At 61.5% G+C, this 22,153-nt stretch carries 21 protein-coding genes; 11 read left to right on the plus strand and 10 right to left on the minus strand.

What is annotated here, in order from left to right; all coding sequences use genetic code 11:
- Window positions 1-56 precede the first annotated feature (56 nt).
- The 3 genes from malG to malE are packed head-to-tail and all read right to left on the minus strand — an operon-like array spanning window position 57 to window position 3,787.
- Window positions 57-947 (minus strand): maltose ABC transporter permease MalG, encoded by an 891-nt coding sequence (gene malG, locus GKN89_RS14505; RefSeq protein ID WP_004936696.1) that lies wholly within the window; start codon window positions 945-947, stop codon window positions 57-59.
- Between the two features lie 11 nt (window positions 948-958).
- Complete coding sequence (gene malF / locus GKN89_RS14510) at window positions 959-2,536, minus strand: maltose ABC transporter permease MalF (protein WP_019453234.1); 1,578 nt, start codon at window positions 2,534-2,536, stop codon at window positions 959-961.
- A 57-nt stretch (window positions 2,537-2,593) separates the two neighbouring features.
- Entirely contained in the window at window positions 2,594-3,787 is a 1,194-nt protein-coding gene (malE, locus tag GKN89_RS14515) for a maltose/maltodextrin ABC transporter substrate-binding protein MalE (RefSeq protein ID WP_019453233.1), read from the minus strand.
- A gap of 359 nt (window positions 3,788-4,146) precedes the next feature.
- Between malE and GKN89_RS24530 the strand changes: the two genes are divergently transcribed.
- The 4 genes from GKN89_RS24530 (at window position 4,147) to malM (ending at window position 8,539) form a co-directional block, all read left to right on the plus strand.
- Window positions 4,147-5,118, plus strand: a complete 972-nt coding sequence (locus GKN89_RS24530) for an alpha-amylase family glycosyl hydrolase (protein WP_154747257.1) — start codon at window positions 4,147-4,149, stop codon at window positions 5,116-5,118.
- A complete protein-coding gene (gene malK, locus GKN89_RS14525; RefSeq protein ID WP_063918663.1) occupies window positions 5,111-6,220 on the plus strand; it encodes a maltose/maltodextrin ABC transporter ATP-binding protein MalK in 1,110 nt (369 codons plus the stop codon). Before GKN89_RS24530 ends, malK begins: the two co-directional genes overlap by 8 nt.
- Window positions 6,221-6,252: 32 nt before the next feature.
- Window positions 6,253-7,542 (plus strand): maltoporin, encoded by a 1,290-nt coding sequence (locus tag GKN89_RS14530; RefSeq protein WP_304621493.1) that lies wholly within the window; start codon window positions 6,253-6,255, stop codon window positions 7,540-7,542.
- A gap of 97 nt (window positions 7,543-7,639) precedes the next feature.
- The gene (gene malM / locus GKN89_RS14535) at window positions 7,640-8,539 is read left to right on the plus strand and encodes a maltose operon protein MalM (protein ID WP_154747259.1); all 900 of its coding nucleotides are present in this window, start codon (window positions 7,640-7,642) and stop codon (window positions 8,537-8,539) included.
- Between the two features lie 55 nt (window positions 8,540-8,594).
- Here the strand turns inward: malM and GKN89_RS14540 are convergent, their stop codons facing one another.
- From GKN89_RS14540 to GKN89_RS14550, 3 genes are read right to left on the minus strand one after another with little or no spacing between them, the layout of a single operon-like run.
- Window positions 8,595-9,578, minus strand: coding sequence for a nucleoside hydrolase (locus GKN89_RS14540; RefSeq protein ID WP_154747260.1), 984 nt, complete (start codon window positions 9,576-9,578; stop codon window positions 8,595-8,597).
- Window positions 9,579-9,599: 21 nt separating this feature from the next.
- Window positions 9,600-10,601 (minus strand): LacI family DNA-binding transcriptional regulator, encoded by a 1,002-nt coding sequence (locus tag GKN89_RS14545; protein WP_154747261.1) that lies wholly within the window; start codon window positions 10,599-10,601, stop codon window positions 9,600-9,602.
- Between the two features lie 24 nt (window positions 10,602-10,625).
- Window positions 10,626-12,008, minus strand: coding sequence for an MFS transporter (locus tag GKN89_RS14550; RefSeq protein WP_019453226.1), 1,383 nt, complete (start codon window positions 12,006-12,008; stop codon window positions 10,626-10,628).
- 392 nt (window positions 12,009-12,400) lie between these two features.
- On the opposite strand from GKN89_RS14550, the gene ubiC reads away from it, so the two are divergent.
- Both ubiC and ubiA read left to right on the plus strand, forming a co-directional pair.
- Window positions 12,401-12,916, plus strand: coding sequence for a chorismate lyase (gene ubiC, locus GKN89_RS14555; RefSeq protein WP_154747262.1), 516 nt, complete (start codon window positions 12,401-12,403; stop codon window positions 12,914-12,916).
- A complete protein-coding gene (gene ubiA, locus GKN89_RS14560) occupies window positions 12,913-13,806 on the plus strand; it encodes a 4-hydroxybenzoate octaprenyltransferase (protein WP_074054963.1) in 894 nt (297 codons plus the stop codon). Before ubiC ends, ubiA begins: the two co-directional genes overlap by 4 nt.
- A gap of 66 nt (window positions 13,807-13,872) precedes the next feature.
- On the opposite strand, the gene plsB is transcribed toward ubiA, so the two are convergent.
- Entirely contained in the window at window positions 13,873-16,338 is a 2,466-nt protein-coding gene (gene plsB / locus GKN89_RS14565) for a glycerol-3-phosphate 1-O-acyltransferase PlsB (protein ID WP_025160137.1), read from the minus strand.
- 148 nt (window positions 16,339-16,486) lie between these two features.
- Here plsB and GKN89_RS14570 point away from each other — a divergent pair, with 148 nt between their 5' ends.
- The 4 genes from GKN89_RS14570 (at window position 16,487) to GKN89_RS14585 (ending at window position 19,530) form a co-directional block, all read left to right on the plus strand.
- Window positions 16,487-16,855, plus strand: a complete 369-nt coding sequence (locus GKN89_RS14570; RefSeq protein WP_019453222.1) for a diacylglycerol kinase — start codon at window positions 16,487-16,489, stop codon at window positions 16,853-16,855.
- A 102-nt stretch (window positions 16,856-16,957) separates the two neighbouring features.
- Window positions 16,958-17,566 (plus strand): transcriptional repressor LexA, encoded by a 609-nt coding sequence (gene lexA / locus GKN89_RS14575; protein ID WP_025160136.1) that lies wholly within the window; start codon window positions 16,958-16,960, stop codon window positions 17,564-17,566.
- Window positions 17,567-17,667: 101 nt separating this feature from the next.
- On the plus strand, window positions 17,668-19,005 hold the full coding sequence (gene dinF, locus GKN89_RS14580; protein WP_019453221.1) for an MATE family efflux transporter DinF: 1,338 nt from the start codon (window positions 17,668-17,670) through the stop codon (window positions 19,003-19,005).
- A 315-nt stretch (window positions 19,006-19,320) separates the two neighbouring features.
- Window positions 19,321-19,530: a CsbD family protein gene (locus tag GKN89_RS14585; protein WP_004936743.1), complete on the plus strand. Its 210-nt coding sequence runs from the start codon at window positions 19,321-19,323 to the stop codon at window positions 19,528-19,530.
- 105 nt (window positions 19,531-19,635) lie between these two features.
- Here GKN89_RS14585 and zur read toward each other — a convergent pair whose 3' ends face one another.
- Window positions 19,636-20,148, minus strand: coding sequence for a zinc uptake transcriptional repressor Zur (zur, locus tag GKN89_RS14590; RefSeq protein WP_015379223.1), 513 nt, complete (start codon window positions 20,146-20,148; stop codon window positions 19,636-19,638).
- 244 nt (window positions 20,149-20,392) lie between these two features.
- Between zur and GKN89_RS14595 the strand changes: the two genes are divergently transcribed.
- Complete coding sequence (locus GKN89_RS14595) at window positions 20,393-20,965, plus strand: sugar O-acetyltransferase (RefSeq protein WP_063918669.1); 573 nt, start codon at window positions 20,393-20,395, stop codon at window positions 20,963-20,965.
- Window positions 20,966-20,986: 21 nt separating this feature from the next.
- Here the strand turns inward: GKN89_RS14595 and GKN89_RS14600 are convergent, their stop codons facing one another.
- Window positions 20,987-21,520: an RNA polymerase sigma factor gene (locus GKN89_RS14600; protein ID WP_084799185.1), complete on the minus strand. Its 534-nt coding sequence runs from the start codon at window positions 21,518-21,520 to the stop codon at window positions 20,987-20,989.
- A gap of 18 nt (window positions 21,521-21,538) precedes the next feature.
- Window positions 21,539-22,072 (minus strand): tetratricopeptide repeat protein, encoded by a 534-nt coding sequence (locus GKN89_RS14605; RefSeq protein ID WP_063918670.1) that lies wholly within the window; start codon window positions 22,070-22,072, stop codon window positions 21,539-21,541.
- Between the last annotated feature and the right edge of the window lie 81 nt (window positions 22,073-22,153).

Genomic DNA, 22,153 nt, shown 5'->3' on the forward strand with positions numbered 1-22,153 from the left:
GAAATCCATAGGGTAAAAGATAAGGAAAGACATCCAACGCACTGCAGTGGCACACATTACCCCTTCACGCCGCCGGCCGTCAGGCCGCCCACCAGCCAGCGCTGCGCCAGCAGGAACACGGCGGTAATCGGTATCGCCGACAGCACCGCAGCAGCGGCGAAGTCGCCCCACAGGTAGTTCTGCGGGTTGAGATATTGCTGCATCCCCACCGCCAGCGTGTAGCTGTTCACATCGCGCAGCAGCAGCGACGCCACCGGCACCTCGGTGATGGCGGCGATAAACGACAGAATGAACACCACCGCCAGAATCGGCACCGACAGCGGCAACAGCACCAGACGGAACGCCTGCCACGGCGTGGCGCCGTCCAGCGCCGCCGCCTCTTCCAGCGAGTTATCGATGGTTTCGAAATAGCCCTTGATGGTCCAGACGTGCAGCGCGATTCCGCCCATGTAGGCGAAGATCACCCCGCCGTGGGTGTTCAGACCGATAAACGGAATGTACTGTCCCAGGCGATCGAACAGGGCGTACAGCGCCACCAGCGACAGCACCGCCGGGAACATCTGGAAGATCAGCATGCTTTTCAGCAAGGTGCTCTTGCCGCGAAAGCGCATGCGGGCGAAGGCGTAGGCGCAGGTGGTGGACAGCGTCACGATGCCGATCGCGGTGATCGCCGCGATCTTGATGGAGTTCCACAGCCATAGCAGCACCGGGAACGGCGGCGGCGTCACGCTGCCGTCGGCGTGGGTGACGCTGAAGCCGAGCGCCAGCCGCCAGTGATCCCAGGAGAGGGTTTCCGGTATCAGGCTGCCGGTGGCGAAGTTGCCTGAACGCAGCGAGATGGCCACCACCATCAGCAGCGGGAACATGATCAGGGCGATAAAGCACAGCATCAAAATATGGGTGATCCACAGCCGCAGGCGCTGGGATTTGGGTTGAACCATGGCCATCGTTATTCTCCCTAATCGAAGTTCATCTTGCTGGCTTTCAAATTCAGGATCGCCAGCGCGCCTACCAACAGGAAGATCAGCGTGGCGATGGCGGCCGCCAGGCCGAAGTCTTGCCCGCCGCCGCCTTCGAAGGCGATGCGGTAGGTGTAGCTGACCAGCAGATCGGTATAGCCGGCCGGCGTGGTGGTGCCGATCATGTCCGGGCCGCCGTTGGTCAGCAGCTGGATCAGCACGAAGTTGTTAAAGTTGAAGGCGAAGCTGGCGATCATCAGCGGCGTCAGCGGTTTGATCAGCAGCGGGAAGGTGATACGGAAGAAGTTCTGCCACGGGTTGGCGCCGTCCATCGCCGAGGCCTCGTACAGATCGTCCGGGATCGCCTTCAGCAGCCCCATGCACAGGATCATCATGTACGGGTAGCCGAGCCAGGTGTTGACGATCAGGATCATGCTCTTGGCGGTGAGCGGATCGCTGAACCAGGCCGGTTTGATGCCGAACAGATGGCTGAGCATCATGTTGATCTCGCCGAAGCTCTGGTTGAACAAGCCTTTGAAGATCAGGATCGAGATGAACGACGGCACCGCATAGGGCAGGATCAGCAGCACGCGATATATCGCCTTGCCTTTCAGCGCCTCCCACTGCACCACGCAGGCCAACACCATGCCGACCGCTACGGTAAGGATCACCGTCATCACCGAGAACACGATGGTCCAGATGAAGATCGACACGAACGGTTTTTTGATGCCCTCGTCCTGCAGCACCCGCAGGAAGTTTTTCCAGCCGGTGGTGACGGTATAGCCTGGGCTCAGGGTTTCTTGCGCCCAGCCGCCGTCGGCGTTGATCGCCTGATAGAAGCCGATGTCGCCGTTCGGCCGATAGCGCACCTGGGTCTGGTTATTGGTCAGCGTGCTGCCGTCTTTGTCCAGCGCATACAGCGGGCGGGTGCCGGAGAATTGGCGAAGAGAGCTCATGCGCAGTTCACCGCCGTCGGGCAGTTGCGCCACCAGCTGGCTCAGCGCCTGTCGGTTCTGGGTGATCACCCGCAGCGTGGCACGCTCGCCCTGCGGTGCGGCGCTCTGGGTGGTCAATGCCAGGGTTTGCGGTGCAGCGGCGTCGAGGCGGAAAGGCTCGGAAATCAACGGCTGTTCACTGTCCGGCGAGGTTAACTGCAGGCGCCATTGCTGATTTTCCGCCGGGTAGAGGCCGAAGGTGAAGGTTTTGCCGCTCTGGAACTGGCGCTGCATCAGCACCGATTGCGCGCGCTCAAAGGTCAGCTGGTTGGTGCTGCTGTAGTTGGTAAAGGCGATGGCGATGGTGCAGATCAGCGGGAACAGGACGAACAGTCCCATGCCGGCGACGCCGGGATACACATAGCGCCAGGCGTAGGCACGGCGGTTGGCGAAGACGTAAAGTCCGGCGCTGACCAGGATCAGCGTCAGGATAGCGAACAGGTATTCACCCTGTGCATACATCAACACAATCAGGTAGCAGGTCACCAGGCTGAACAGGCCGACTACCAGCCATTTCAGCGCGTCGCTTTGCCACCACTTCGATTTTTTACGCGCAGGCGTCCCGGCGTGAGCGAATTGCATAGGGCGTTCCTTTCTGTGAAGCAATGGCGGGGCACCGTGGCGCCCCGCACGACGTCATTACTTGGTGATACGGGTCTGCACGTCGTCCAGCGCGGCTTTCACCGTCTGACGGCCGCTGACGGCGTTGATCACCGCGCTGCGTTCGGCGTACCAGAAGGCGCTCATCTGCGGGATGTTCGGCATGATTTCCCCGTTTTGCGAGTTCTGCATGGTGGCGGCGATCTTCGGATCTTTAGCCAGCGCCTCCTGATAAGACTTCAGCGCCACCGCGCCCAGCGGCTTGTCTTTGTTGACGTCCGCCAGCCCTTCGTTGGTCAGCAGGTAGTTTTCGAGGAACTCGGTCGCCAGCTCCTTATTCGGGCTGGCGGCGTTGATACCGGCGGTCAACACGCCGACGAACGGTTTGGACGGTTTGCCTTTGAAGGTCGGCAGCAGCGTCACGCCGTAGTTGATTTTGCTCTGTTCGATGTTGTTCCAGGCCCACGGACCGTTGATGGTCATCGCCGTCTGGCCTTTGTTGAACGCAGCTTCGGCGATCGAGTAATCGGTATCGGCGTTGATGTGTTTGTTTTTCACCAGATCGACGATGAACTGCAGACCGGCCTGCGAACCGGCGTTGGCGACGCCGACATCCTTGATGTTGTATTTGCCGTTTTCATACTTGAAGGCATAACCGCCGTCGGCGGCGATGATAGGCCAGGTGAAATAGGGTTCCTGCAGGTTCCACATGATGGCGCTTTTGCCGCTGGCGCGCAGCTGTTTGTCCAGCGCCGGGATCTCTTCCCAGGTCTTCGGCGGCTGTTTGACCAGGTCTTTGTTGTAAATCAGCGACAGCGCCTCGACGGCTATCGGATAGCCGATCAGCTTGCCGTCGTAACGCACGGCGTCCCAGGTGAACGGAAACAGCTTGTCCTGGAAGGCTTTGGACGGGTGGATTTCGGCCAGCAGGCCGGACTGCGCATAGCCGCCAAAGCGATCGTGGGCCCAGAAGATGATGTCCGGGCCGTCGCCGGTGGCGGCCACCTGCGGGTATTTTTCTTCCAGCTTGTCCGGATGCTCGACGGTGACCTTGATGCCGGTGTCTTTTTCGAATTTCTTGCCGACTTCGGCCAGGCCGTTATAGCCCTTGTCGCCGTTGATCCAGATAACCAGTTTGCCTTCCTCAATCTTGGCGAAGGCGGAAGAAGAGAGCACCAGGGTGGCCAGTGCCGAGAGCGCCAGCGTGCGGGCGAGGGTAATGCTGCGAGTCATAATCCAGTCCTTCTTTTTGTGGGCACATAAATCAAGGAGAGACGTTTCGCGATCATAGTGGGTCACAACGCGACATATTCTCATCCTCCCCCCCTCTACGCCCCTGAGATGAGGAGTGTGATCCAGTTAACGTTGCGCTCTATTCTGTGGCGTCAGGCACAAAATAGGGGGGCGATTTTTGCCAGCTTGATCACAGATTTGCCCTCGGCGCGGAACTTCTCATCGCTGCGGTCGTTCTCTCATCCTCCCGTCTCCTCCCCCATGAAAAATCCTGTTACGGATGATTACCCTTTCCGGCGACTCCCGCACTATCGGCCCCATTGATTTTCAACGCCACGCGCAGCAGGGATACCGGATTTATGTCACCAATGCCTATCGCCACTCAGCCCACCCTGTACCGGATCCATCCGGCCAGTTTCCGTGACGGAAACGGGGACGGTGTGGGTGACGCGCACGGCATGCTGGCGGCGCTGCCCTACCTGAAAGCGCTGTCTATCGACGGTCTGTTGCTGCCGCAGATGCTGGCACCGGAGGTCGAGGCGGCGGTGACGGGCGAAGGGCTGACGCTGTGGTATGGCGATGAAGCCAACCGCGTTTGCAATGCCGTCGCGCCGCAGCGGCTCGCCCACGGCGCGCTGGCGCTGGACGTGATGCCGTTCAGCGCGGAGAAGCTGGTGGCGGTGCTGTACGCCCGCCGCGCGACGCTGGCGGACAGCCTGTGGAGCACCGGCGACGCCGATCAGCCACGGGTGGTGAGCCGCTGGGGGCAGGGCGACCTGCGTTCCGCTACCGCTTTTCTCACCCTGTTGGCGATGTTGCCGGCGCCGATCTGCCTGTATCAGGGCGAAGAGCTGGGGCTGCCGCACGCCGCCGGCCTGCAGGATCCGCGCGGTGCGCAAACGCCGATGCCGTGGCATGAAGCCCCCGAACAGGTCACCGCCGGCGAAATCAGCTGGTATCAGCAGGTGGCGATCGAACACCGCGAGCTGGCCATCAGCCGCCAACAGCACGATAGCCATTCCACCTTACGTTACTGCCAGGCGCTGCTGGCCCTGCGCCGTTCGCCGCTGTTCCAGCGCGGCGAGCTGAACGCGATCAGCCAGCGGGATGGCGTGGTGCGCTTACTTATTACCCATCAGGATCAATGCCTTGAAGCGCTGATAAACCTGCAGCCTTATACTCAGGCGGCCGCGCCGTCTGAGGCGACCTTGCCGTTGGCATGGCAGCACGGCGCGCAGCAAGAGGGTCATCAATGGGTTTTGGCGGGCTTTGCCTCCGCCATTTTCACACGACATGTTAACTGCGAAAGCAGGGGAGTAACGCATGGCTAGCGTCACACTGCGCAGCGTTTATAAGGCCTTCGGTGAGGCCGTGATTTCCAAAGACGTCAATCTGACCATCGACGACGGCGAGTTTGTGGTGTTTGTCGGGCCGTCGGGCTGCGGCAAATCGACGCTGCTGCGCATGATCGCCGGGCTGGAGGACATCACCTCCGGCGATCTGCTGATCGGCGACCAACGCATGAATGAGGTGCCGCCTTCCGAGCGCGGCATCGGCATGGTGTTCCAGTCCTACGCGCTGTATCCGCACCTGTCGGTGGCGGACAACATGTCGTTCGGCCTGAAGTTGGCCGGCGCCAGGAAAGCGGAGATCAATCAACGGGTGAATCAGGTTTCCGAGGTGCTGCAGCTGGCGCACCTGCTCGATCGGCGGCCGAAGGCGCTGTCCGGCGGGCAGCGCCAGCGCGTGGCGATCGGTCGCACCTTGGTGGCCGAGCCGGACGTGTTCCTGCTCGACGAGCCGCTGTCCAACCTCGACGCCGCGCTGCGGGTGCAGATGCGCATCGAGATCTCCCGCCTGCACAAGCGCCTGCAGCGCACCATGATTTACGTCACCCACGATCAGGTCGAAGCGATGACGCTGGCCGACAAGATCGTGGTGCTCGACGCCGGGCGCGTGGCGCAGGTCGGCAAGCCGTTGGAACTGTACCACTATCCGGCCAACCGCTTCGTCGCCGGGTTTATCGGCTCGCCGAAGATGAACTTCCTGCCGGTCAAGGTGACCGCAGCGGAATCACGGCAGGTGCAGGTTGAACTGCCCAACCGTCAGCTGGTGTGGCTGCCGGTGGAGGGCGCGGGCGTTCAGCCCGGCGCCAACCTGTCACTGGGCATTCGCCCCGAACATCTGCTGCCCGGTGAAGCCTCTGAAGTGCGGCTTACCGGCGACGTACAGGTGGTGGAGCAGCTCGGCAACGAGACGCAAATCCACATCCAAATCCCGGCCATCCGTCAAAACCTGGTGTACCGCCAGAACGACGTGGTGCTGGTAGAAGAAGGTGCCACATTCGCCATCGGCCTGCCGCCTCACCGTTGCCACCTGTTCCGTGAAGACGGTACGGCATGTAAACGGCTGCACCAGGAGCCGGGCGTTTAAAGCATCAAAGTCGGTATAACAGGAGAATAATGATGACTACTCTGCGCAAACTTCCTCTGGCACTGGCTGTCGCCGCCGGTGTTCTCTCCACCCAGGCGCTGGCCGTGGATTTCCACGGTTACGCCCGTTCCGGCATCGGCTGGACCGGCAGCGGCGGTGAGCAACAGTGCTTCAAGGCCACCGGCGCCGCGAGCAAGTACCGTCTCGGCAACGAATGCGAAACCTACGCCGAACTGAAACTGGGGCAGGAAGTGTGGAAAGAAGGCGACAAGAGCTTCTATTTCGACACCAACCTGGCCTATTCGGTCTCGCAGCGTTCCGACTGGGAAGACGTGACCCCGGGCTTCCGCGAAGTCAACGTGCAGGGTAAAAACCTGATCGATTGGCTGCCAGGCTCCACGCTGTGGGCCGGTAAGCGTTTCTATCAGCGTCATGACGTTCACATGATCGACTTCTACTACTGGGATATCTCCGGCCCGGGCGCCGGTCTGGAAAATATCGATCTGGGCTTCGGCAAGCTGTCCGCTGCCGTGACCCGCAACTCCGAATCCGGCGGCTCTTACGGCTACCTGGATAACGAATGGAAACAGCGTCCGACCGTCAACGATACTTTCGACGTGCGCCTGGCCGGGCTGGAGCTGAACCCGGGCGGCACCCTGGAGCTCGGCGTGGACTACGGCCGCGCCAATGCGCAGGATAACTACCGCCTGGCGGATGGCGCCAGTAAAGACGGCTGGATGTTCACTGCGGAACACACGCAGAGCATTCTGAATGGCTACAACAAATTCGTGCTGCAGTACGCCACCGACTCGATGACCTCGCAGAACAACGGCCGCAACGAAGGCGCCACCATCGATAACAATGGCAAGATGATCCGCGTGCTGGATCACGGTGCCATCGACTTCAACGATCAATGGGCGCTGATGTACGTCGCCATGTTCCAGGATATCGACCGCGACAACAACAACGGTACCACCTGGTACACCGTGGGCGTGCGCCCGATGTACAAATGGACGCCGATCATGAGCACCCTGCTGGAAGCCGGCTACGACAACGTTAAATCCCAGCGCACCGGCGATCGCAACGGGCAGTACAAAGTGACCCTGGCGCAGCAGTGGCAGGCGGGCAACAGCATCTGGTCGCGTCCGGCCATCCGCCTGTTCGCCACCTACGCCAAGTGGGATGAGAAATGGGGTTACGCCACCAGTGACGATACCGGGTATAACGCCGGCACCGCTTACAACGACACCAGCATGCATACCTTCAGCCGCGGCAAGGATGACGAAGTCACCTTCGGCGCCCAGATGGAAATTTGGTGGTAACGACAGGATGGGGAGGGCCGCAGGCTCTCCCCCAACCGCATTCGCCGCAGCCGGATCTCTTGCCTGATCCTTCGCGGCGCTGAAAGAGGCTATAACGATGAAAAAGAATCTGCTGTCACTCTGCCTGTCGCTGGCGCTGACCGTCGGCGCGCCTTTGGCGGCCAACGCCGATACGCCGGCCAATGTCTCCGTCGCGCCGGCCATCAGCGCCGCCACGCTGCAAAGCCTGCCGTGGCAGCCGCTGCAGCCGCCGGTGTCGCAAGAGGTGAAGCTCGACGCCGTCAGCCCGCAGCTCAATCAGGGCGAGATTCAGGGGGCGATCGCCGCCTATACGCTGCCGGCCGATCGCGGTTCGCTGGAAGTGACGCTGAGCAGCCTCGCCAAAAACAATTCGCTGTACGCGCCGAGCGTGCTGGTGCTGGACGAGCATCTGCGCCCGGCGGCGTATTACCCGAGCAGCTACTTCCCGTATCAGCCGCCGGGGGCGATGTCTTCCGATCGTCTCGAAGGCACGCTGAAACTGACGCCGGCGCTCGGTCAAAAACAGATTTACCTGCTGGTGTACACCACCCGTCAGGATTTGGCGAAGACCACGCAGCTGACCAACCCGGCCAAGGCCTACGCGCAGGGCGTGGGCAACGCGGTGCCGGATATCCCGGATCCGATCGCCGGCCATGCGACGACCGGCACGCTGAAGCTCAAAGTGACCGCCGAACAGGGCACCGGCAACGTGATGATTGGCATGCTGCAGCCTGCGCCGACCGTGGCGCCGGTGGTGGTGGGTTCAAACGCCCCGGCCGCCGCGCGGGCACCGACCCCGGAGAAACCGACGGAGCCGATGCTCAACGATACCGAAAGCTACTTCAATAACGGCATCAAACAGGCGGTGAAGGCGGGCGATATCGACAAGGCGCTGAAGCTGATGAATGAGGCCGAAAAGCTGGGCTCGACCACCGCGCGTAAAACCTTTATCAGCAGCGTTAAAGGCAAGGGGTAACACCCGGCGCTGCCGATGCTGGCTCGATGATTGGTGCGCCTTGGCGCACCTTTTTTCATCCGCGCGCCAGCGTTGCGCCGATCAGCGCCAGCAGACGGGCGTTGTCCACCTGCTGCATGATGCGCACCGGCTTGCCCGGAGGCGGCGGCATGCCGACCGTCAGGCGCAGGCTGTCCGGCCGCCAGCGGCGTGAGCTGCCGCGCGTCAACGCTCCTTCCAGCGCCACATCCACATGGAACATTTCGGTCGTGACCAGCTGCGGTTCCAGCAGCCAGGCGATCACCAGCGCATCATGGATCCAGCAGCCCGGCAGGCGCCGCGTATGGCGCGAATAGTCGATCCACGGCTGCGTGGTGGCGCGTAAATAGCGGCACAGCGGCGTATCCGGTTGCGTCAGAGTAGCCAGATCCGCCTGGGTCAGCATGGTCTGGGTGGTGACGTCCAGCGGCGCCAGCGTGATATTGGCGCCGCTGTTCAATACCAGCCGCGCGGCTTCCGGATCCAAACCGAAATTGGTGTCCTTGATGTACCCCTCAACGTTGAACACGCCGCCCATGATGACGATCTCTTTCACCGCCTGCGCCATCTGCGGGTAAAGTTGCATGGCGTGCGCAACGTTGGTCAACGGACCGATCGCCGCCAACGTGACCTCGCCGGGATGCCGGCAGATCAACTCACCGATGGCGATGGCGGCGTCCGGTGCGGGCGCATTGGCGAAAGAAGGCGTGGGCAGGCCGCGCCACAGCGCCGCCAGTTTCGGATCGGCGATCGGGCGGTCCAGATGAGCGCGCCACGGCTCCGGCGGTTCGCTCAGGGCGCGCGCTGCGCCGAGGGCGAGGGGCACTTGATAGCCGCTCTGCGCCAGCAGATCGGTGGCGACGGCAAAGCCCACTTCACGTGGGGTGTTGCCGGCCACGATGCTGATCAGCTCCAGCTGCAGCTGCGGTTTGGCCGCCAGCGCCAGGGCCAGCGCCAGACCGTCGTCAACGTTGGCACCGGGAACGCCGTTGCCGGGATCGCAATCAATGATCAAACGCATATAAGGTGTCCTGAAAAACCGCTAACAGCCGCACGAGCGGCGGATGCGCAGTTGAAAAGCGAATTCGTGCGGCTCGGCGGGTACGGCGCCGGCGGCCAGCATGGCGATGGCCCGCTTGGCCATGGCGTCGATCGGCTGCTCGACCGCGCTGAGCGGCGGCACGCTGAATTCGGATTGCTGCGTGCCATTAAAACAGATCAGCGCCAGATCGTCCGGTGCGCGCAGCCCATGCTTCGCCAGCGCCGACAGGCAGCCGAGCGCCTGCTGTTCGTTAGAGGTGAAAATGGCGCGTGGGCGCGGGCCCCGCACCAGGCGCTGGGTGGCCTGGTAGCCGCCCTGGCGGGTGTAGGGCACCTCGAAAATCCACTCGTCGCGCGGCGCGATGCCCGCTTCCAGCAGTGCATCGCGCCAGCCGTTCAGGCGATCCTGCGCGTTGAGCATGGTCAGCGGGCCGATAAAAATGCCGATATCACGATAGCCGTGCTGCAGCAGATGGCGGGTTGCCTGGCAGGCGGCGTCGCGTTCGTCGACGCGAATGGCGCAGACGTCGGCCTGGCGGTCGATGGTGTCAATCATCACGCAGGGCGTGCCGGAGGCACGGATCAGATCGAACCACGGGTGGCGATCGACGCTGGTGTACAGCAGGCCGTCGACCTGGCGACGTAACAGGTTGTTGATCAGCTCATACTCGCGCTGCCGGTCGTCGCCGGCGTCGCCCAGCAGCAACACGCGGCCGCGGCTGAAGGCCTCTTGCTGCAGCGCTCGCGCCAGCGTGGCGAAGAACGGGTTGGAAATATCCGGCACCACCAACCCGTAGGTTTGCGTACTGCCGGAGGCCAACGCCCGCGCGATATCGTTCGGGCGGTAGCCGGTTTGCTCGATCGCCGCCAGCACGCGCAGCCGGGTGGCTTCCGCCACCGGGCGCGGGCCGTTGTTGATCACATAGCTGACCACGGCGACGGAGGTACCCGCTACGCGGGCCACGTCGGCGCGGGTAACGCGTCGCGCGGAGTGATTATCCAAATTGGGATCCTGTTCGCCTTCTTGCTACGCGGCATCCTGCGGCAGGTTGAGATCGCGGCCGCGGGTTTCGGGAGCAAAGAAGGTGGTGATTAAGCCGATGGCCGCCATTACAACAAAATAGCAGGCGACAGGCCACCAGTGACCGAAACCGGACAGCAGCGCGGTGGCGATCAGCGGCGCGGTGCCGCCGGAGAGGATCGAGCCGAGCTCTTTGGCGAACGCCATCTTGGAGTAGCGGTTCTTCACGCCGAACAGTTCGACGCCGTAGGCCGCCTGCACGCCGAAGATCCCCAGCGACGCGATGCACATGCCGACCACGATCACCGAGATGACGATCGCCGGATCACGGCTGTCGAGCAGCCAGAACGCCGGGAAGGCGTACAGCACCAGCAGCAGGCAGAACCAGCGGTAGGTGATGCGGCGGCCGAAACGGTCAGACAACCAACCGGCCAGCGGGATCACCAGAAAACCGCACAGCGAGGCGATCAACACCGCCAGCGCCGGCACCGATTTATCGACCATCAGCACCTTGGCGACGTAACCGACGATAAAGCCCTGACAGAGGTAAGAGGGGCCGTTCTCGCCGATGCGCAGGCCGAGCATCACCCAGAACGCCTTGGTGCGTTGCAGGTAGCTGCGCGTATCTGGCGCGGCATGGGCGGCGTCCAGCATGCGCTGGTGGTTTTGCTGCAGCTCTCGTTCGAAAACCGGCGTTTCCCGTACGTGACGGCGCAGATACAGCGCCACCCCGGCGATCAGAATGCTGGCGAGGAACGGAATGCGCCAACCCCAGCTCATCAGGTCTTCTTTGTCGAGCTGCAGCACCAGCAGCCATACCAGCGATGCCAGCAGGGTACCGCTGTTGGAGCCGATGGCGATGATAGACGCCACCAGCCCGCGCCGTTTGGCCGGTGCGTACTCCGCCAGCATCACCGCGCCGCCGGACAGCTCCGCGCCGGCGCCGAACCCCTGCGCGAAGCGCAGGATCACCAGGCAGGCGGGGGCCCAGACGCCGATTTGCGCATAGGACGGGATCAGGCCGATCAGCGTGGTGGAGAGGCCCATCAGCGCCACGGTGGTGATCAGTACTACGCGGCGGCCTTTGCGATCGCCGATCCAGCCGAACACCAACGCGCCGATAGGCCGTGCGACGAAGCCGACGGAGTAGGTGGCGAAGCTGGCCAACAGCGCGACCAGCGGCGTGGCTTCGGGGAAGAACACATCGCCGAACACCATGCCGGCCGCCAGGCCGTACAGCGCAAAATCGACGTATTCCATGGCGGTGCCGAGCCAGCAGGAGAAGGTGGCGCGCCAAAATTGGCTGCGCCCCTCTTTGGTTGCCAGGCGTTCATCGGCCGCCAGCGCGGCGTCGGCGGACTGTGGAGTGGCAAGCGTTGTTTCGCTCATGGCAGTGCTATCCTCTTTTGTTCTGCGCCTTGAGGGGCGCGGTTAAAGATGGTTTCCCTGGTGTCGGCGACAAAGGTGTGCCGGCAAATCATGTCGGACGCATGGCGATTCAACGCTGCGGCATCAGAGTATCTACGCGCGTAGATAACACAACGCGAGGAAGCTGAAACTTTGCGTGCGATCACAGAATCGCCAGCGCGCCGGGGAATGAAGATAGAGAATGCGGATGGCAAAAAGATGACAGAACTTCGGTTTTTCCGGACGAGGCGAGCGCCGTTTTCGCCACGAATCAGCCTGCCGCTTTCGCATTTCTGCGCTACAATGGGGGCCTGTTAACAGTTTGTATCGTCTGGCGCGCCGTACCGGCTGCGGTCCAGGCGAGGAGTAAAACAATGTCTGGCATCAGGGATTCCATCCTGCCGCCGCTGGAGTGGCTGTCCGAACAGGATCCTCCGGCGCCCGCCGCCGTCAGCGACTGGCTGATGGAGTTAGGCTCCATGACCCGCCGATTTGAACGTCATTGCGCCCAGGTGCGTGTCGAACCGCAGCGCGAATGCTTCGTCACGCGCGAAGCGCTGTGCGACGAGGCGAACCACTTACCCGACAGCCCGCGCTACTGGCTGCGCGAAGTGGTGCTGCTGGGCGACGGCCAGCCCTGGCTGTTGGGGCGCACGGTGATCCCGGAAAATACGCTGACCGGCCCCGATCAGGCGTTGGTGGATCTGGGCACGCTGCCGCTCGGGCGCTATCTGTTCAGCAGCGGCGATCTGACCCGTGACTATATTCATATCGGCCGGCAGGACGCGCTCTGGGCGCGCCGTTCGCGGCTGCGGTTGGCGGGGAAGCCGCTGTTACTGACCGAACTGTTTTTATCGGCTTCACCGCTGTATTCAGCGGTTCCCGCATGAGAGAGGAGAGCAAGACCTTGGAGGGAAGCGTGACTCAAAGTAAATGGCGGGCTTACAGCCATTTGATGCGCATTGATAAACCGATCGGCACGCTGCTGCTGCTGTGGCCGACGCTGTGGGCGCTGTGGCTGGCCGGGAAAGGCGTGCCGTCGCTGTCGATTCTGGTGGTGTTCGTGCTCGGCGTGTTCCTGATGCGCGCCGCCGGCTGCGTGGTGAATGACTACGCCGATCGCGCGGTGGACGGCTACGTGAAGCGCACTGCCGGGCGGCCGATGCCGAGCGGCCGGGTGAGCGCGAAAGAGGCCAAGGTGCTGTTCGTGGTGCTGGTGCTGATCTCGTTCTGCCTGGTGCTGACGCTGAACGCGATGACCATCTGGCTGTCGCTGGCGGCGCTGGCGTTGGCTTGGGTGTATCCGTTCATGAAGCGGGTGACCAACCTGCCGCAGTTTGTGCTGGGCGCCGCGTTCGGCTGGGGCATTCCGATGGGCTATGCGGCGGTTAGCGAATCGCTGCCGCTCAGCTGCTGGCTGTTGCTGCTGGCCAACATCTGCTGGACGGTGGCCTACGACACGCTGTATGCGATGGTCGATCGCGATGACGACCTCAAGATCGGCATCAAGTCCACCGCTATCCTGTTCGGCCGTTATGACAAACTGATCGTCGGGCTGCTGCAGTTCGCGACGCTGTTGCTGCTGGCGTGGGTCGGGTATCTGGCGCAGCTCGGCGGGGCGTTTTACTGGTCGCTGTTGCTGGCGGGCGCGTTGTTTATTCACCAGCAGAAGCAGATCGCCGGGCGTGAGCGCGACGCCTGCTTCAAAGCCTTCCTGCAGAACAACTATGTCGGGCTGGTGGTGTTTATCGGCATCGCGTTGAGTTATCTGCCGGGGTAACGGTTCCCCAAAGCAAGAAAAAAGGCACCCCATGGGGTGCCTTTTGTTTTTCCGCGCCGGGCGAAATCACTCGTCTTGCTCTTCTTCCGCGTCGGCTTGCGGCAGGTCGTTGGTCTCCGCCGGCATATTAACGCTTTCGATGGTCAGCTTGATTTCCGGCGTGATCAGATCGCTCAGCATGTTGTACACCTCGAGGGTGTGCTCGCGGATCGCGTCACCGCTGTCGTTGATATAGCCCTCTTCACGCAATGTCGCCACCAGGGTGGAGAACACCGCCTTGTCGAAGAACTCCGGCGCATTGATGCCATGCAGTACCGACAGGCGCTGCGCCATGATGCGGCTCTCTTTCTCCAGCGCGCCGCGGTTGATGCTCGGGTTGGCGCTGAGGATCGACATGGTGATGGCGTAGCGCTGCAGGGTTTCGCGCACCCCGGCGGCCAGCAACTGCAGCGGGCGAATGCGCGCCGGGTTCAGCACCAGCTCGTCGCCTTTGTCGCAGATCAGCTGTTGGCGGATCAGCTCGTCGATCATCGGCCGGAGCACCTCCGGCAGCTGTTCCTTGTCGTTGTGCAGGAACAGCTCGGCCTTCAGCATCGGGTAGATCATGCCGATCTGGCGCAGCAGCTCGGCGCGCGATACCCGGCGGTGATGCATCACGATGCTGGCGATCAACGACGGCAACACCAACAAGTGGTGGATGTTGTTGCGGTAATAGGTCATCAGCACCGCCTGCTCGCGCGGCAGAATGATGATGTCGCCGATGCTGTCCTTCTCCACCTCGAACTTGTTCATGTTCAGCGCGTGATCCAGCAGCTCGTCCGGCGTTTGCGTCGGCACGGTGACGTCACGCGCGTAAGGCGCGTTGCGCATCAGCTGCAGGTAGCACTCGAGCTGTTCAATCAGCTGTTCGCGGGTCAGCGAACGCTGGCGCGAGGCCAGCAGCGCGGTGGAACACAGGTTCATGGCGTTGGCCGCGGCGGCGTTGTTGATGCGCACCATGATCTGGCCGGCCAGATCGTTGACCGTCGGCGTCAGCCAGCTTGGGCGCTGGGCTTCGATCGGATCGATCGACTCGCGCCACTGCGGCACGTGCTGGTTGAGATAAGCCGTCAGCGGCAATGGCTCGCCGAAGTTGACGTAACCCTGGCCCAGATTGCGCAGCTTGCGCAGGCCGCGCACCATCTGCGGCAGGCTCTCTTTTTCCTTGGTGGCGCCGCGCAGCTCTTTGGCGTAGGTGCCCACTTCCATCACGTGCTCGTAACCGATGTAGATCGGCACCAGCGTGATCGGACGGGCGCCGCCGCGCAGCATCGCCTGGATGGTCATCGACAGGGTGCCGGTCTTCGGCTCCAGCAGACGCCCGGTGCGGGAACGGCCGCCTTCCACGAAGTATTCCACCGAGTAGCCGCGGGTGAACAGCTCGCCGAGGTATTCGCGGAACACCGTCGAGTAGAGCTTGTTGCCCTTGAAGGTGCGGCGGATGAAGAACGCGCCCAGACGGCGGAAGATCGGACCGGCCGGCCAGAAGTTGAGGTTGATGCCCGCGGCGATGTGCGGCGGCACCAGGCCCTGGTGATACAGCACGTACGACAACAGCAGGTAGTCCATGTGGCTGCGGTGGCAGGGCACGTAGACGATCTCGTGCCCGTCCTGCGCCAGCTGGCGCACGCGCTCGGCGTTGGTGACGTTGATACCCTGATACAGCCGGTTCCAGGTCCAGCTCAACACGCGATCGGACAGACGCACGGTTTCGTAAGAGAAGTCGGCGGCGATCTCTTCCATCAGCGCGATGGCGTTCTGCTGGGCTTTCTCGTGCGAGATCTTCTTGCTGCGCGCTTCGTCCTCGACCGCTTTTTCGATCGCCTTTGACGCCAGCAGCTTGTTGAACAGATCCTGACGGGCCGGCAGGCTTGGGCCTACCGCGGCCAGGCGCTGACGCGAGAAGTGCATGCGCGCCACGCGCGCCAGTTTCTGCGCGATGGTTTTATCCGTGCCGTGCTCGGTGGCCATGCGGCGCAGCGAAACGGTGTTGGAGAAACGCACGAAGCTGTCGCGGCCGAGCCACAGCACGGCGAAGAATTTCTGCACGCCGTTCAACAGACGCAGGTGCGGCGTGCCGTGGCCTTCGCGGCCCGGCGAGCGGCCGAACATCACCGAAACTGGCAGCATCTGGATGTCGAGATCCGGATTGCTGCGATGCAGATCCAGATAGTCGTGGAACAGTTTTACCGACTCTTCTTTCGGGGTGTAATAGCGGAACACGCGCGGGCCGTCGTGAATGAACACGTAGCTCGGCAGCACGGTGCCGTCGATCTCCAGCGAGTCGAGCGGATCGGGCAGATCCTGCGCCAGGCACTGGGTGCGCAGCGTCAGCAAATCCGCCTTGGAATTGTAAGGCAAAACATACAAAATCGGCCGTGAGGGATCCAACCCTAGCTCGGTAACCGGATCTGATGGGATGACCTTACTTCTTACCAACAATTTAAGTGGTAAATTCAATAGTTTATAATAAATTTTACGCCAACCTGACATAACAACGTGAAGCCTCTTGTTAGCAATGCGCCGCAAGCATACCAGAAACCGGGTAGCAGATCTGTGGTGTTCGAAAACCGGGAGCCGTCAGCGCGGGCTGTTCTAGACTCTTTTTATTATGACCGACCTCTGAGAAAGGCACGAAAACATGGCAAACCAAGCAACCGGATTGACCCGCATCATCAAGGCCGCCGGCTATTCCTATAAAGGGCTTTCCGCCGCCTGGCAACACGAGGCGGCGTTCCGCCAGGAGCTGGTGGCGACCGTCCTGGCTATCATACTGGCTGTGTGGCTGGATGTGGGTGCGATAGCGCGCATTTTATTGATCGGATCGGTCGCGCTGGTGATGATCGTCGAGATCCTGAACAGCGCGATCGAGGCGGTGGTGGATCGCATCGGCAGCGAACATCACGAGCTGTCCGGCCGGGCCAAGGACATGGGATCGGCGGCGGTGTCGCTGGCGATCGTGCTGGCGCTGTTCGTTTGGGGCACGGTCTTATGGCAGCATTTCGGCTGACGAAAGGCGCCTACTGACTGATTTTTATTTATTCTTCGGTTCCCAATCCGCGCTTACCTGTATATACTCACAGCAAGACTGTATAAACAAACAGGGGGCGGAATGAAAGCACTAACTACCAGACAGCAAGAGGTCTACGATCTGATTCGCGATCATATTTCGCAAACGGGCATGCCGCCAACGCGTGCCGAGATCGCGATGCGTCTGGGGTTCCGCTCGCCTAACGCCGCCGAAGAACATCTGAAGGCGCTGGCGCGCAAAGGGGTGATTGAAATCGTCTCCGGCGCGTCGCGCGGCATCCGCCTGCTGATGGAAGAAGAGGAAGGCCTGCCGCTGATCGGCCGCGTCGCCGCCGGCGAGCCGCTGCTGGCGCAGCAGCACATCGAAGGGCACTACCAGGTGGATCCTTCCCTGTTTAAACCGAGCGCCGATTTCTTGCTGCGGGTGAACGGCATGTCGATGCGCGACATCGGCATCCTGGATGGCGATCTGCTGGCGGTGCACAAAACGCAAGACGTGCGCAACGGCCAGGTTGTGGTGGCGCGCATCGAAGACGAAGTGACGGTCAAACGCTTGAAAAAACACGGCAACGTGGTTGAGCTGCTGCCGGAGAACAACGAATTCCAACCGATCGTGGTCGATCTGCGTCAGCAGAATTTCACTATCGAAGGGCTGGCGGTTGGCGTGATCCGCAACGGCGACTGGATTTAAACGCCGCGCCATCCGTACCGCTCCCTGTATCAATCGCCCCTGTTCTGGGGCGTTTTTGTTTCTGACTTTGCCCTTCGCCACTGTTACGGGAACATCTCATCATGCGTTTGATTTCCGCCTTCACCAGCGACACCGATAAAGCCCTGTGGCGCCTGGCATTGCCGATGATTTTCTCCAATATCACCGTGCCGCTGCTCGGACTGGTGGACACTGCGGTGATCGGCCACCTCGACAGCCCCATTTATCTGGGGGGCGTGGCGATCGGTGCGGTGGCGACCAGCTTCCTGTTCATGCTGCTGCTGTTCCTGCGCATGAGCACTACCGGCCTGGCGGCACAGGCGCTGGGGGCGCAGAACCCCCAGGCGCTGGCGCGCGCGTTTATGCAACCGCTGCTGCTGGCGCTGTTGGCCGGGGTGGCGATCGTCCTGCTGCGCTACCCGCTGATCGAACTGGCGCTGCAGATCGTCGGCGGCAATGCCGACGTGCTGGAACAGGCGCGGCGTTTTCTTGAGATCCGCTGGCTGAGCGCTCCGGCGGCGCTGGCCAATCTGGTGCTGCTGGGCTGGTTGCTCGGCGTGCAGTATGTGCGTGCGCCGGTGATCCTGCTGATCGTCGGCAACCTGCTGAACATTGTGCTGGATATCTGGCTGGTGATGGGCCTGGGCTGGAACGTGCGGGGAGCGGCGGCGGCGACCGCCATCGCCGAATACGCCACGTTGCTGCTCGGCCTGTGGCTGGCGTGGCGGGTGATGCGCCTGCGCGGCATCACCTTGCCGATGCTGTGTGAGGCTTGGCGGGGCGATCTGCGCCGCCTGCTGGCGCTCAACCGCGACATCATGTTGCGCTCATTGTTGCTGCAACTGTGTTTTGCGTCGCTGACCATCTTCGGCGCTCGCTTGGGGAGCGATGTCGTGGCGGTCAACGCGGTATTGATGAATCTGCTGACGTTCACCGCTTATGCGCTCGACGGCTTCGCTTATGCGGTGGAGGCCCATTCGGGCCACGCCTACGGCGCTCGGGACGACAGCCAGCTGCGCAAGGTGTGGCACGCGGCCTGTCGGCAGGCGGGGCTGGTCGCGTTGGCCTTTGGCCTGACCTATGCCGTCATCGGCCAGCAGATCGTGGCGGCGTTGACCTCTTTGCCGGAGCTGCGTGCGTTAGCCGCCCACTATTTACCTTGGCAGGTCATCCTGCCGCTGGTCGGCGTGTGGTGTTATTTGCTGGACGGCATGTTTATCGGCGCCACGCGCGGCGCCGAGATGCGCAACAGCATGGCGGTGGCCGCGGCGGGATATGGTATTGCGCTGTTCAGCGTGCCGCTGCTCGGTAACCATGGGCTCTGGCTGGCGTTGGCGGTGTTTTTGGCGCTGCGCGGCCTGGCGTTGGGCTGGATCTGGCACCGTCACCAGCTGCGTGGCAGTTGGTTTACTGCACGCTAGTCCAGAAACTTTGTCAGGTAATAAATTAGATTTTTTTATGCTTTTATTCATGTTTACTTACATGTTTTCGGTCCGGGCCTGTTCACGTTAGCTTCTTGTTTGTTGGCGTGTTTTGTTTTTATTTTATTTATTAATGGTTTTTTATACTGGTTTTTTTTATTTTAATTTCTTTGTTTGACTAGAATTAGTCTTGTGGCTGGCGAATGAATGGGCGTGATTACCCTTAAGGTGAGGGCGTAATCAGCCAGAAATGTTTCTGGTTAACCCCGGCCGGTTACAGGGATCGCTGATTCACCACAGGTTAACGGAGAGACTATGAATAAAGATCAAGCCGACGGTAACTGGAAGCAGCTTAAAGGCAAAGTGAAGGAAAAATGGGGCAAGCTGACCGATGACGATCTGACGGTCATCGAAGGGAAACGCGAACAGCTGGTCGGTAAAATTCAGGAACGCTACGGTTATCAGAAAGAGGCGGCCGAGAAAGAGGTGAAAGCCTGGGAAGATCACACCAAACACCGCTGGTAATTTGCAGGGCCGCCATTGAAGGCGGCACGCACAGCGCAGGCCGGCGTCGCCCCATCCTCTGGCGTCCCGGCCGCAGGTACAAGGAAGTACCTGACTTCGTATTGCTTACTTCTTCTTGATGGCGATGCTGTGATCGTGTTCGGCGCAGTCATGCTTGCTGTCGCAAGCCTCAACCTCCACGCAGCCGGCACACAGACCGTGCGCCTCCACCACGCTGTGCCGCAGCGCAAATCCGGCCTCCTGCGCCAGCTTCTGCAGCGTTTCTTCTACGCCCTCGGTAGTGCGTTCAGTCACCTGGCCGCAGCGATCGCAGATAAACAGCGCGGACGTATGCATCGGCTGTTCGAAGTGATGGCACAGCACGTAGCTGTTGGCGGACTCTACCCTATGGATAAAACCTTGCTCCAGCAGAAAATCCAGCGCGCGGTAAACCGTCGGCGGCTTGGCCTGCGGTTCGGCGACGCGCAGCAGATCGAGCAGGTCGTAAGCGCTGATTGCACCGGGTTGCTGAGTCATCAGACGCAGCACTTCCAGCCGTTGCGGCGTCAATCGCACATTGCGTTGCTGGCAGAGGCGTTCCGCCTGCGCCAACAGCTTTTCCTGGGTGGTTGAGTTCATCGCAAATATCCCGGTACGTAAAAAAGCCGATTTTACCATGATTACGGCGAATCGCCGAGAGTTGCCCCTTTTCCCCTGAGGATAGTGCAGAGAAAGGCGCGTTGGCCGCGTTAAACGAGAGGTGTATCACAACTTTTTCCCGCAGGCGGGCGGCAAATCAACATTGCCGATTTTAGCGCTGGAGAGCGGGCGGTGAGAGCGGTATAACGCGCCTCACCCGCGTTAAAAGCTGGAGCCCCGCGTGATGACGGAAAGAGAGAAATTGTTAAACGGCCAGGTGTACAACAGCCGCGATGAAGAACTGATCGCCATGTACCACCGGGCGAGGGCGTTGACTAAATGCCTGGGTGCGCTGGATTCGCATCAGGCGGACGAAAAAAACCGCCTGCTCGGCGAGCTGTTCGGCGCCTGGGGAGAAGCAAGCTGGATTGAAACGCCATTCTGGTGCGACTATGGTCAACATGTCCGCATCGGAAAGAACTGTTTTATCAACGTCAATGCGGTGTTCCTCGACTGCAATACCATCACCATCGGCGATAACACGCTGGTCGGCCCTAACGTGCAAATCTACACGCCGAGTCATCCGCTGAAGGCCGATGAACGCTTCACCGGCGATCCGGATTTTCCTTTCCGCACCTCGGCGCAGCCGGTGTCCATCGGCAACAACGTATGGATCGGCGGCAACGTGGTGATCCTGCCGGGGGTGACCATCGGTGACGGCACCACCATCGGTGCGGGCAGCGTAGTGACCGGCGACATCCCGGCCAACGTGCTGGCGCTGGGGCAGCCGTGCCGGGTTATCCGCGCGTTGGAATAAGTACGGTCGCTGGCCGACGGTTTATCGGCGGGAGTGGGGTAAGGGGGGCGAATGGCTTTCCTTACGGTGTTGCCGTTGTCGGTCATCGGCCAATGCTTGGCGTGCGGCCGCCAGGCGGCTCATGACGGTGCCGATCGGCACCGTCAGCACTTTCGCCGCTTCCCGGTAGGACAGCCCTTCGACATACACCAGAAACAGCGCGTTGCGCTGGGCCGCCGGCAACCGGTTTACGCGCCGCATCACTTCATTGAGCAAGACCGGTTGTTCACCGGTGTCCGCATCGCCCAGCTCTTCCGCCACCATGCAGCCTTGCCCCTGGCGAAGGAGCTGGGCGCGAACTTCATTGAGCCAAATAGAGTGCAAGATGGCAAACAGCCAGCGATCCAGATGTGAACCGGGGGTGAATTGCGCGGCGCGCTCCAGCGCACGCACGCAGGTCGCCTGCACCAGGTCGTCGGCGACATCCCGCCGGTGCGAAAGCACCAGCGCATAGCGCCACAGGCGGGAGAGATAGTGGCCGAGTTCATCGCGTATCGCATCGCCGCTGATAGTCACCTCCGCAGGCGCGTCGGATCAAGATTCCGGATGGCGGTCGATGGCTGCCGCCAAATCTCGGTACTCCTCGCACCCGGTGCCGCAAAGCGACTGGATCACCTGCAGCTGTTGGCGCGCCAGGTCGGGCCGCCCTTTCAGCATATAGGCTTCACCCAGGTACTCGCGCACTTTGGGGTATTTCGGATCGAGGGCCACTGATTTTAAATAATAGCCGATACCCTCATCGGTGCGGCCAAGTTTGCGCGTGGCGTAGCCGCGATAATTCAGCGCTATGGCGGTGTTGGGATTTTTCAGCGTGTTGAGCATATCGATCGCTTCCTGATAGCGGCCGCTTTTCGCCAGTGCATAGGCATAGTTAGTGCGGTCGGCGTCGTCGACTTTGCTGCTTTTATCCACCGTGCAGGTCTGGGTTTTACTGTCGTAGACCTGGCCTTTCGGACAGGTTGGCGGGGTTTGGCCGCTACCGTCGCCGCCCATCGCCAGCGCCCCGCCGGAAAACAGCAGGCAGCCGGCAATGGCCGATGCCAGCAGGCGTTTAATGAAGCTGTTCATGGTTGTGTCCTCAAGGCAGAGGCGCCGTGCGCGCCCGTAATGAGATAACACCTGAGCGAGTGGGTTTATTCGCTTTATCCC

Origin of the sequence: Serratia sp. YC16 (assembly GCF_009707615.1) — a bacterium.
In the GTDB taxonomy this organism is placed as follows: domain Bacteria; phylum Pseudomonadota; class Gammaproteobacteria; order Enterobacterales; family Enterobacteriaceae; genus Serratia; species Serratia surfactantfaciens.

Coding starts and splice junctions, on each gene's coding strand:
- dinF (WP_019453221.1), top strand. CDS start 17,668: ATGCGTTTGATTTCCGCCTTCACCAGCGACACCGATAAAGCCCTGTGG.
- malK (WP_063918663.1), top strand. CDS start 5,111: ATGGCTAGCGTCACACTGCGCAGCGTTTATAAGGCCTTCGGTGAGGCC.
- malG (WP_004936696.1), bottom strand. CDS start 947: ATGGCCATGGTTCAACCCAAATCCCAGCGCCTGCGGCTGTGGATCACC.
- lexA (WP_025160136.1), top strand. CDS start 16,958: ATGAAAGCACTAACTACCAGACAGCAAGAGGTCTACGATCTGATTCGC.
- GKN89_RS14550 (WP_019453226.1), bottom strand. CDS start 12,008: ATGAGCGAAACAACGCTTGCCACTCCACAGTCCGCCGACGCCGCGCTG.
- GKN89_RS14585 (WP_004936743.1), top strand. CDS start 19,321: ATGAATAAAGATCAAGCCGACGGTAACTGGAAGCAGCTTAAAGGCAAA.
- malF (WP_019453234.1), bottom strand. CDS start 2,536: ATGCAATTCGCTCACGCCGGGACGCCTGCGCGTAAAAAATCGAAGTGG.
- plsB (WP_025160137.1), bottom strand. CDS start 16,338: ATGTCAGGTTGGCGTAAAATTTATTATAAACTATTGAATTTACCACTT.
- GKN89_RS14595 (WP_063918669.1), top strand. CDS start 20,393: ATGACGGAAAGAGAGAAATTGTTAAACGGCCAGGTGTACAACAGCCGC.
- GKN89_RS14540 (WP_154747260.1), bottom strand. CDS start 9,578: ATGCGTTTGATCATTGATTGCGATCCCGGCAACGGCGTTCCCGGTGCC.
- GKN89_RS14605 (WP_063918670.1), bottom strand. CDS start 22,072: ATGAACAGCTTCATTAAACGCCTGCTGGCATCGGCCATTGCCGGCTGC.
- GKN89_RS24530 (WP_154747257.1), top strand. CDS start 4,147: ATGTCACCAATGCCTATCGCCACTCAGCCCACCCTGTACCGGATCCAT.
- zur (WP_015379223.1), bottom strand. CDS start 20,148: ATGAACTCAACCACCCAGGAAAAGCTGTTGGCGCAGGCGGAACGCCTC.
- ubiC (WP_154747262.1), top strand. CDS start 12,401: ATGTCTGGCATCAGGGATTCCATCCTGCCGCCGCTGGAGTGGCTGTCC.
- GKN89_RS14570 (WP_019453222.1), top strand. CDS start 16,487: ATGGCAAACCAAGCAACCGGATTGACCCGCATCATCAAGGCCGCCGGC.
- malE (WP_019453233.1), bottom strand. CDS start 3,787: ATGACTCGCAGCATTACCCTCGCCCGCACGCTGGCGCTCTCGGCACTG.
- malM (WP_154747259.1), top strand. CDS start 7,640: ATGAAAAAGAATCTGCTGTCACTCTGCCTGTCGCTGGCGCTGACCGTC.
- ubiA (WP_074054963.1), top strand. CDS start 12,913: ATGAGAGAGGAGAGCAAGACCTTGGAGGGAAGCGTGACTCAAAGTAAA.
- GKN89_RS14530 (WP_304621493.1), top strand. CDS start 6,253: ATGACTACTCTGCGCAAACTTCCTCTGGCACTGGCTGTCGCCGCCGGT.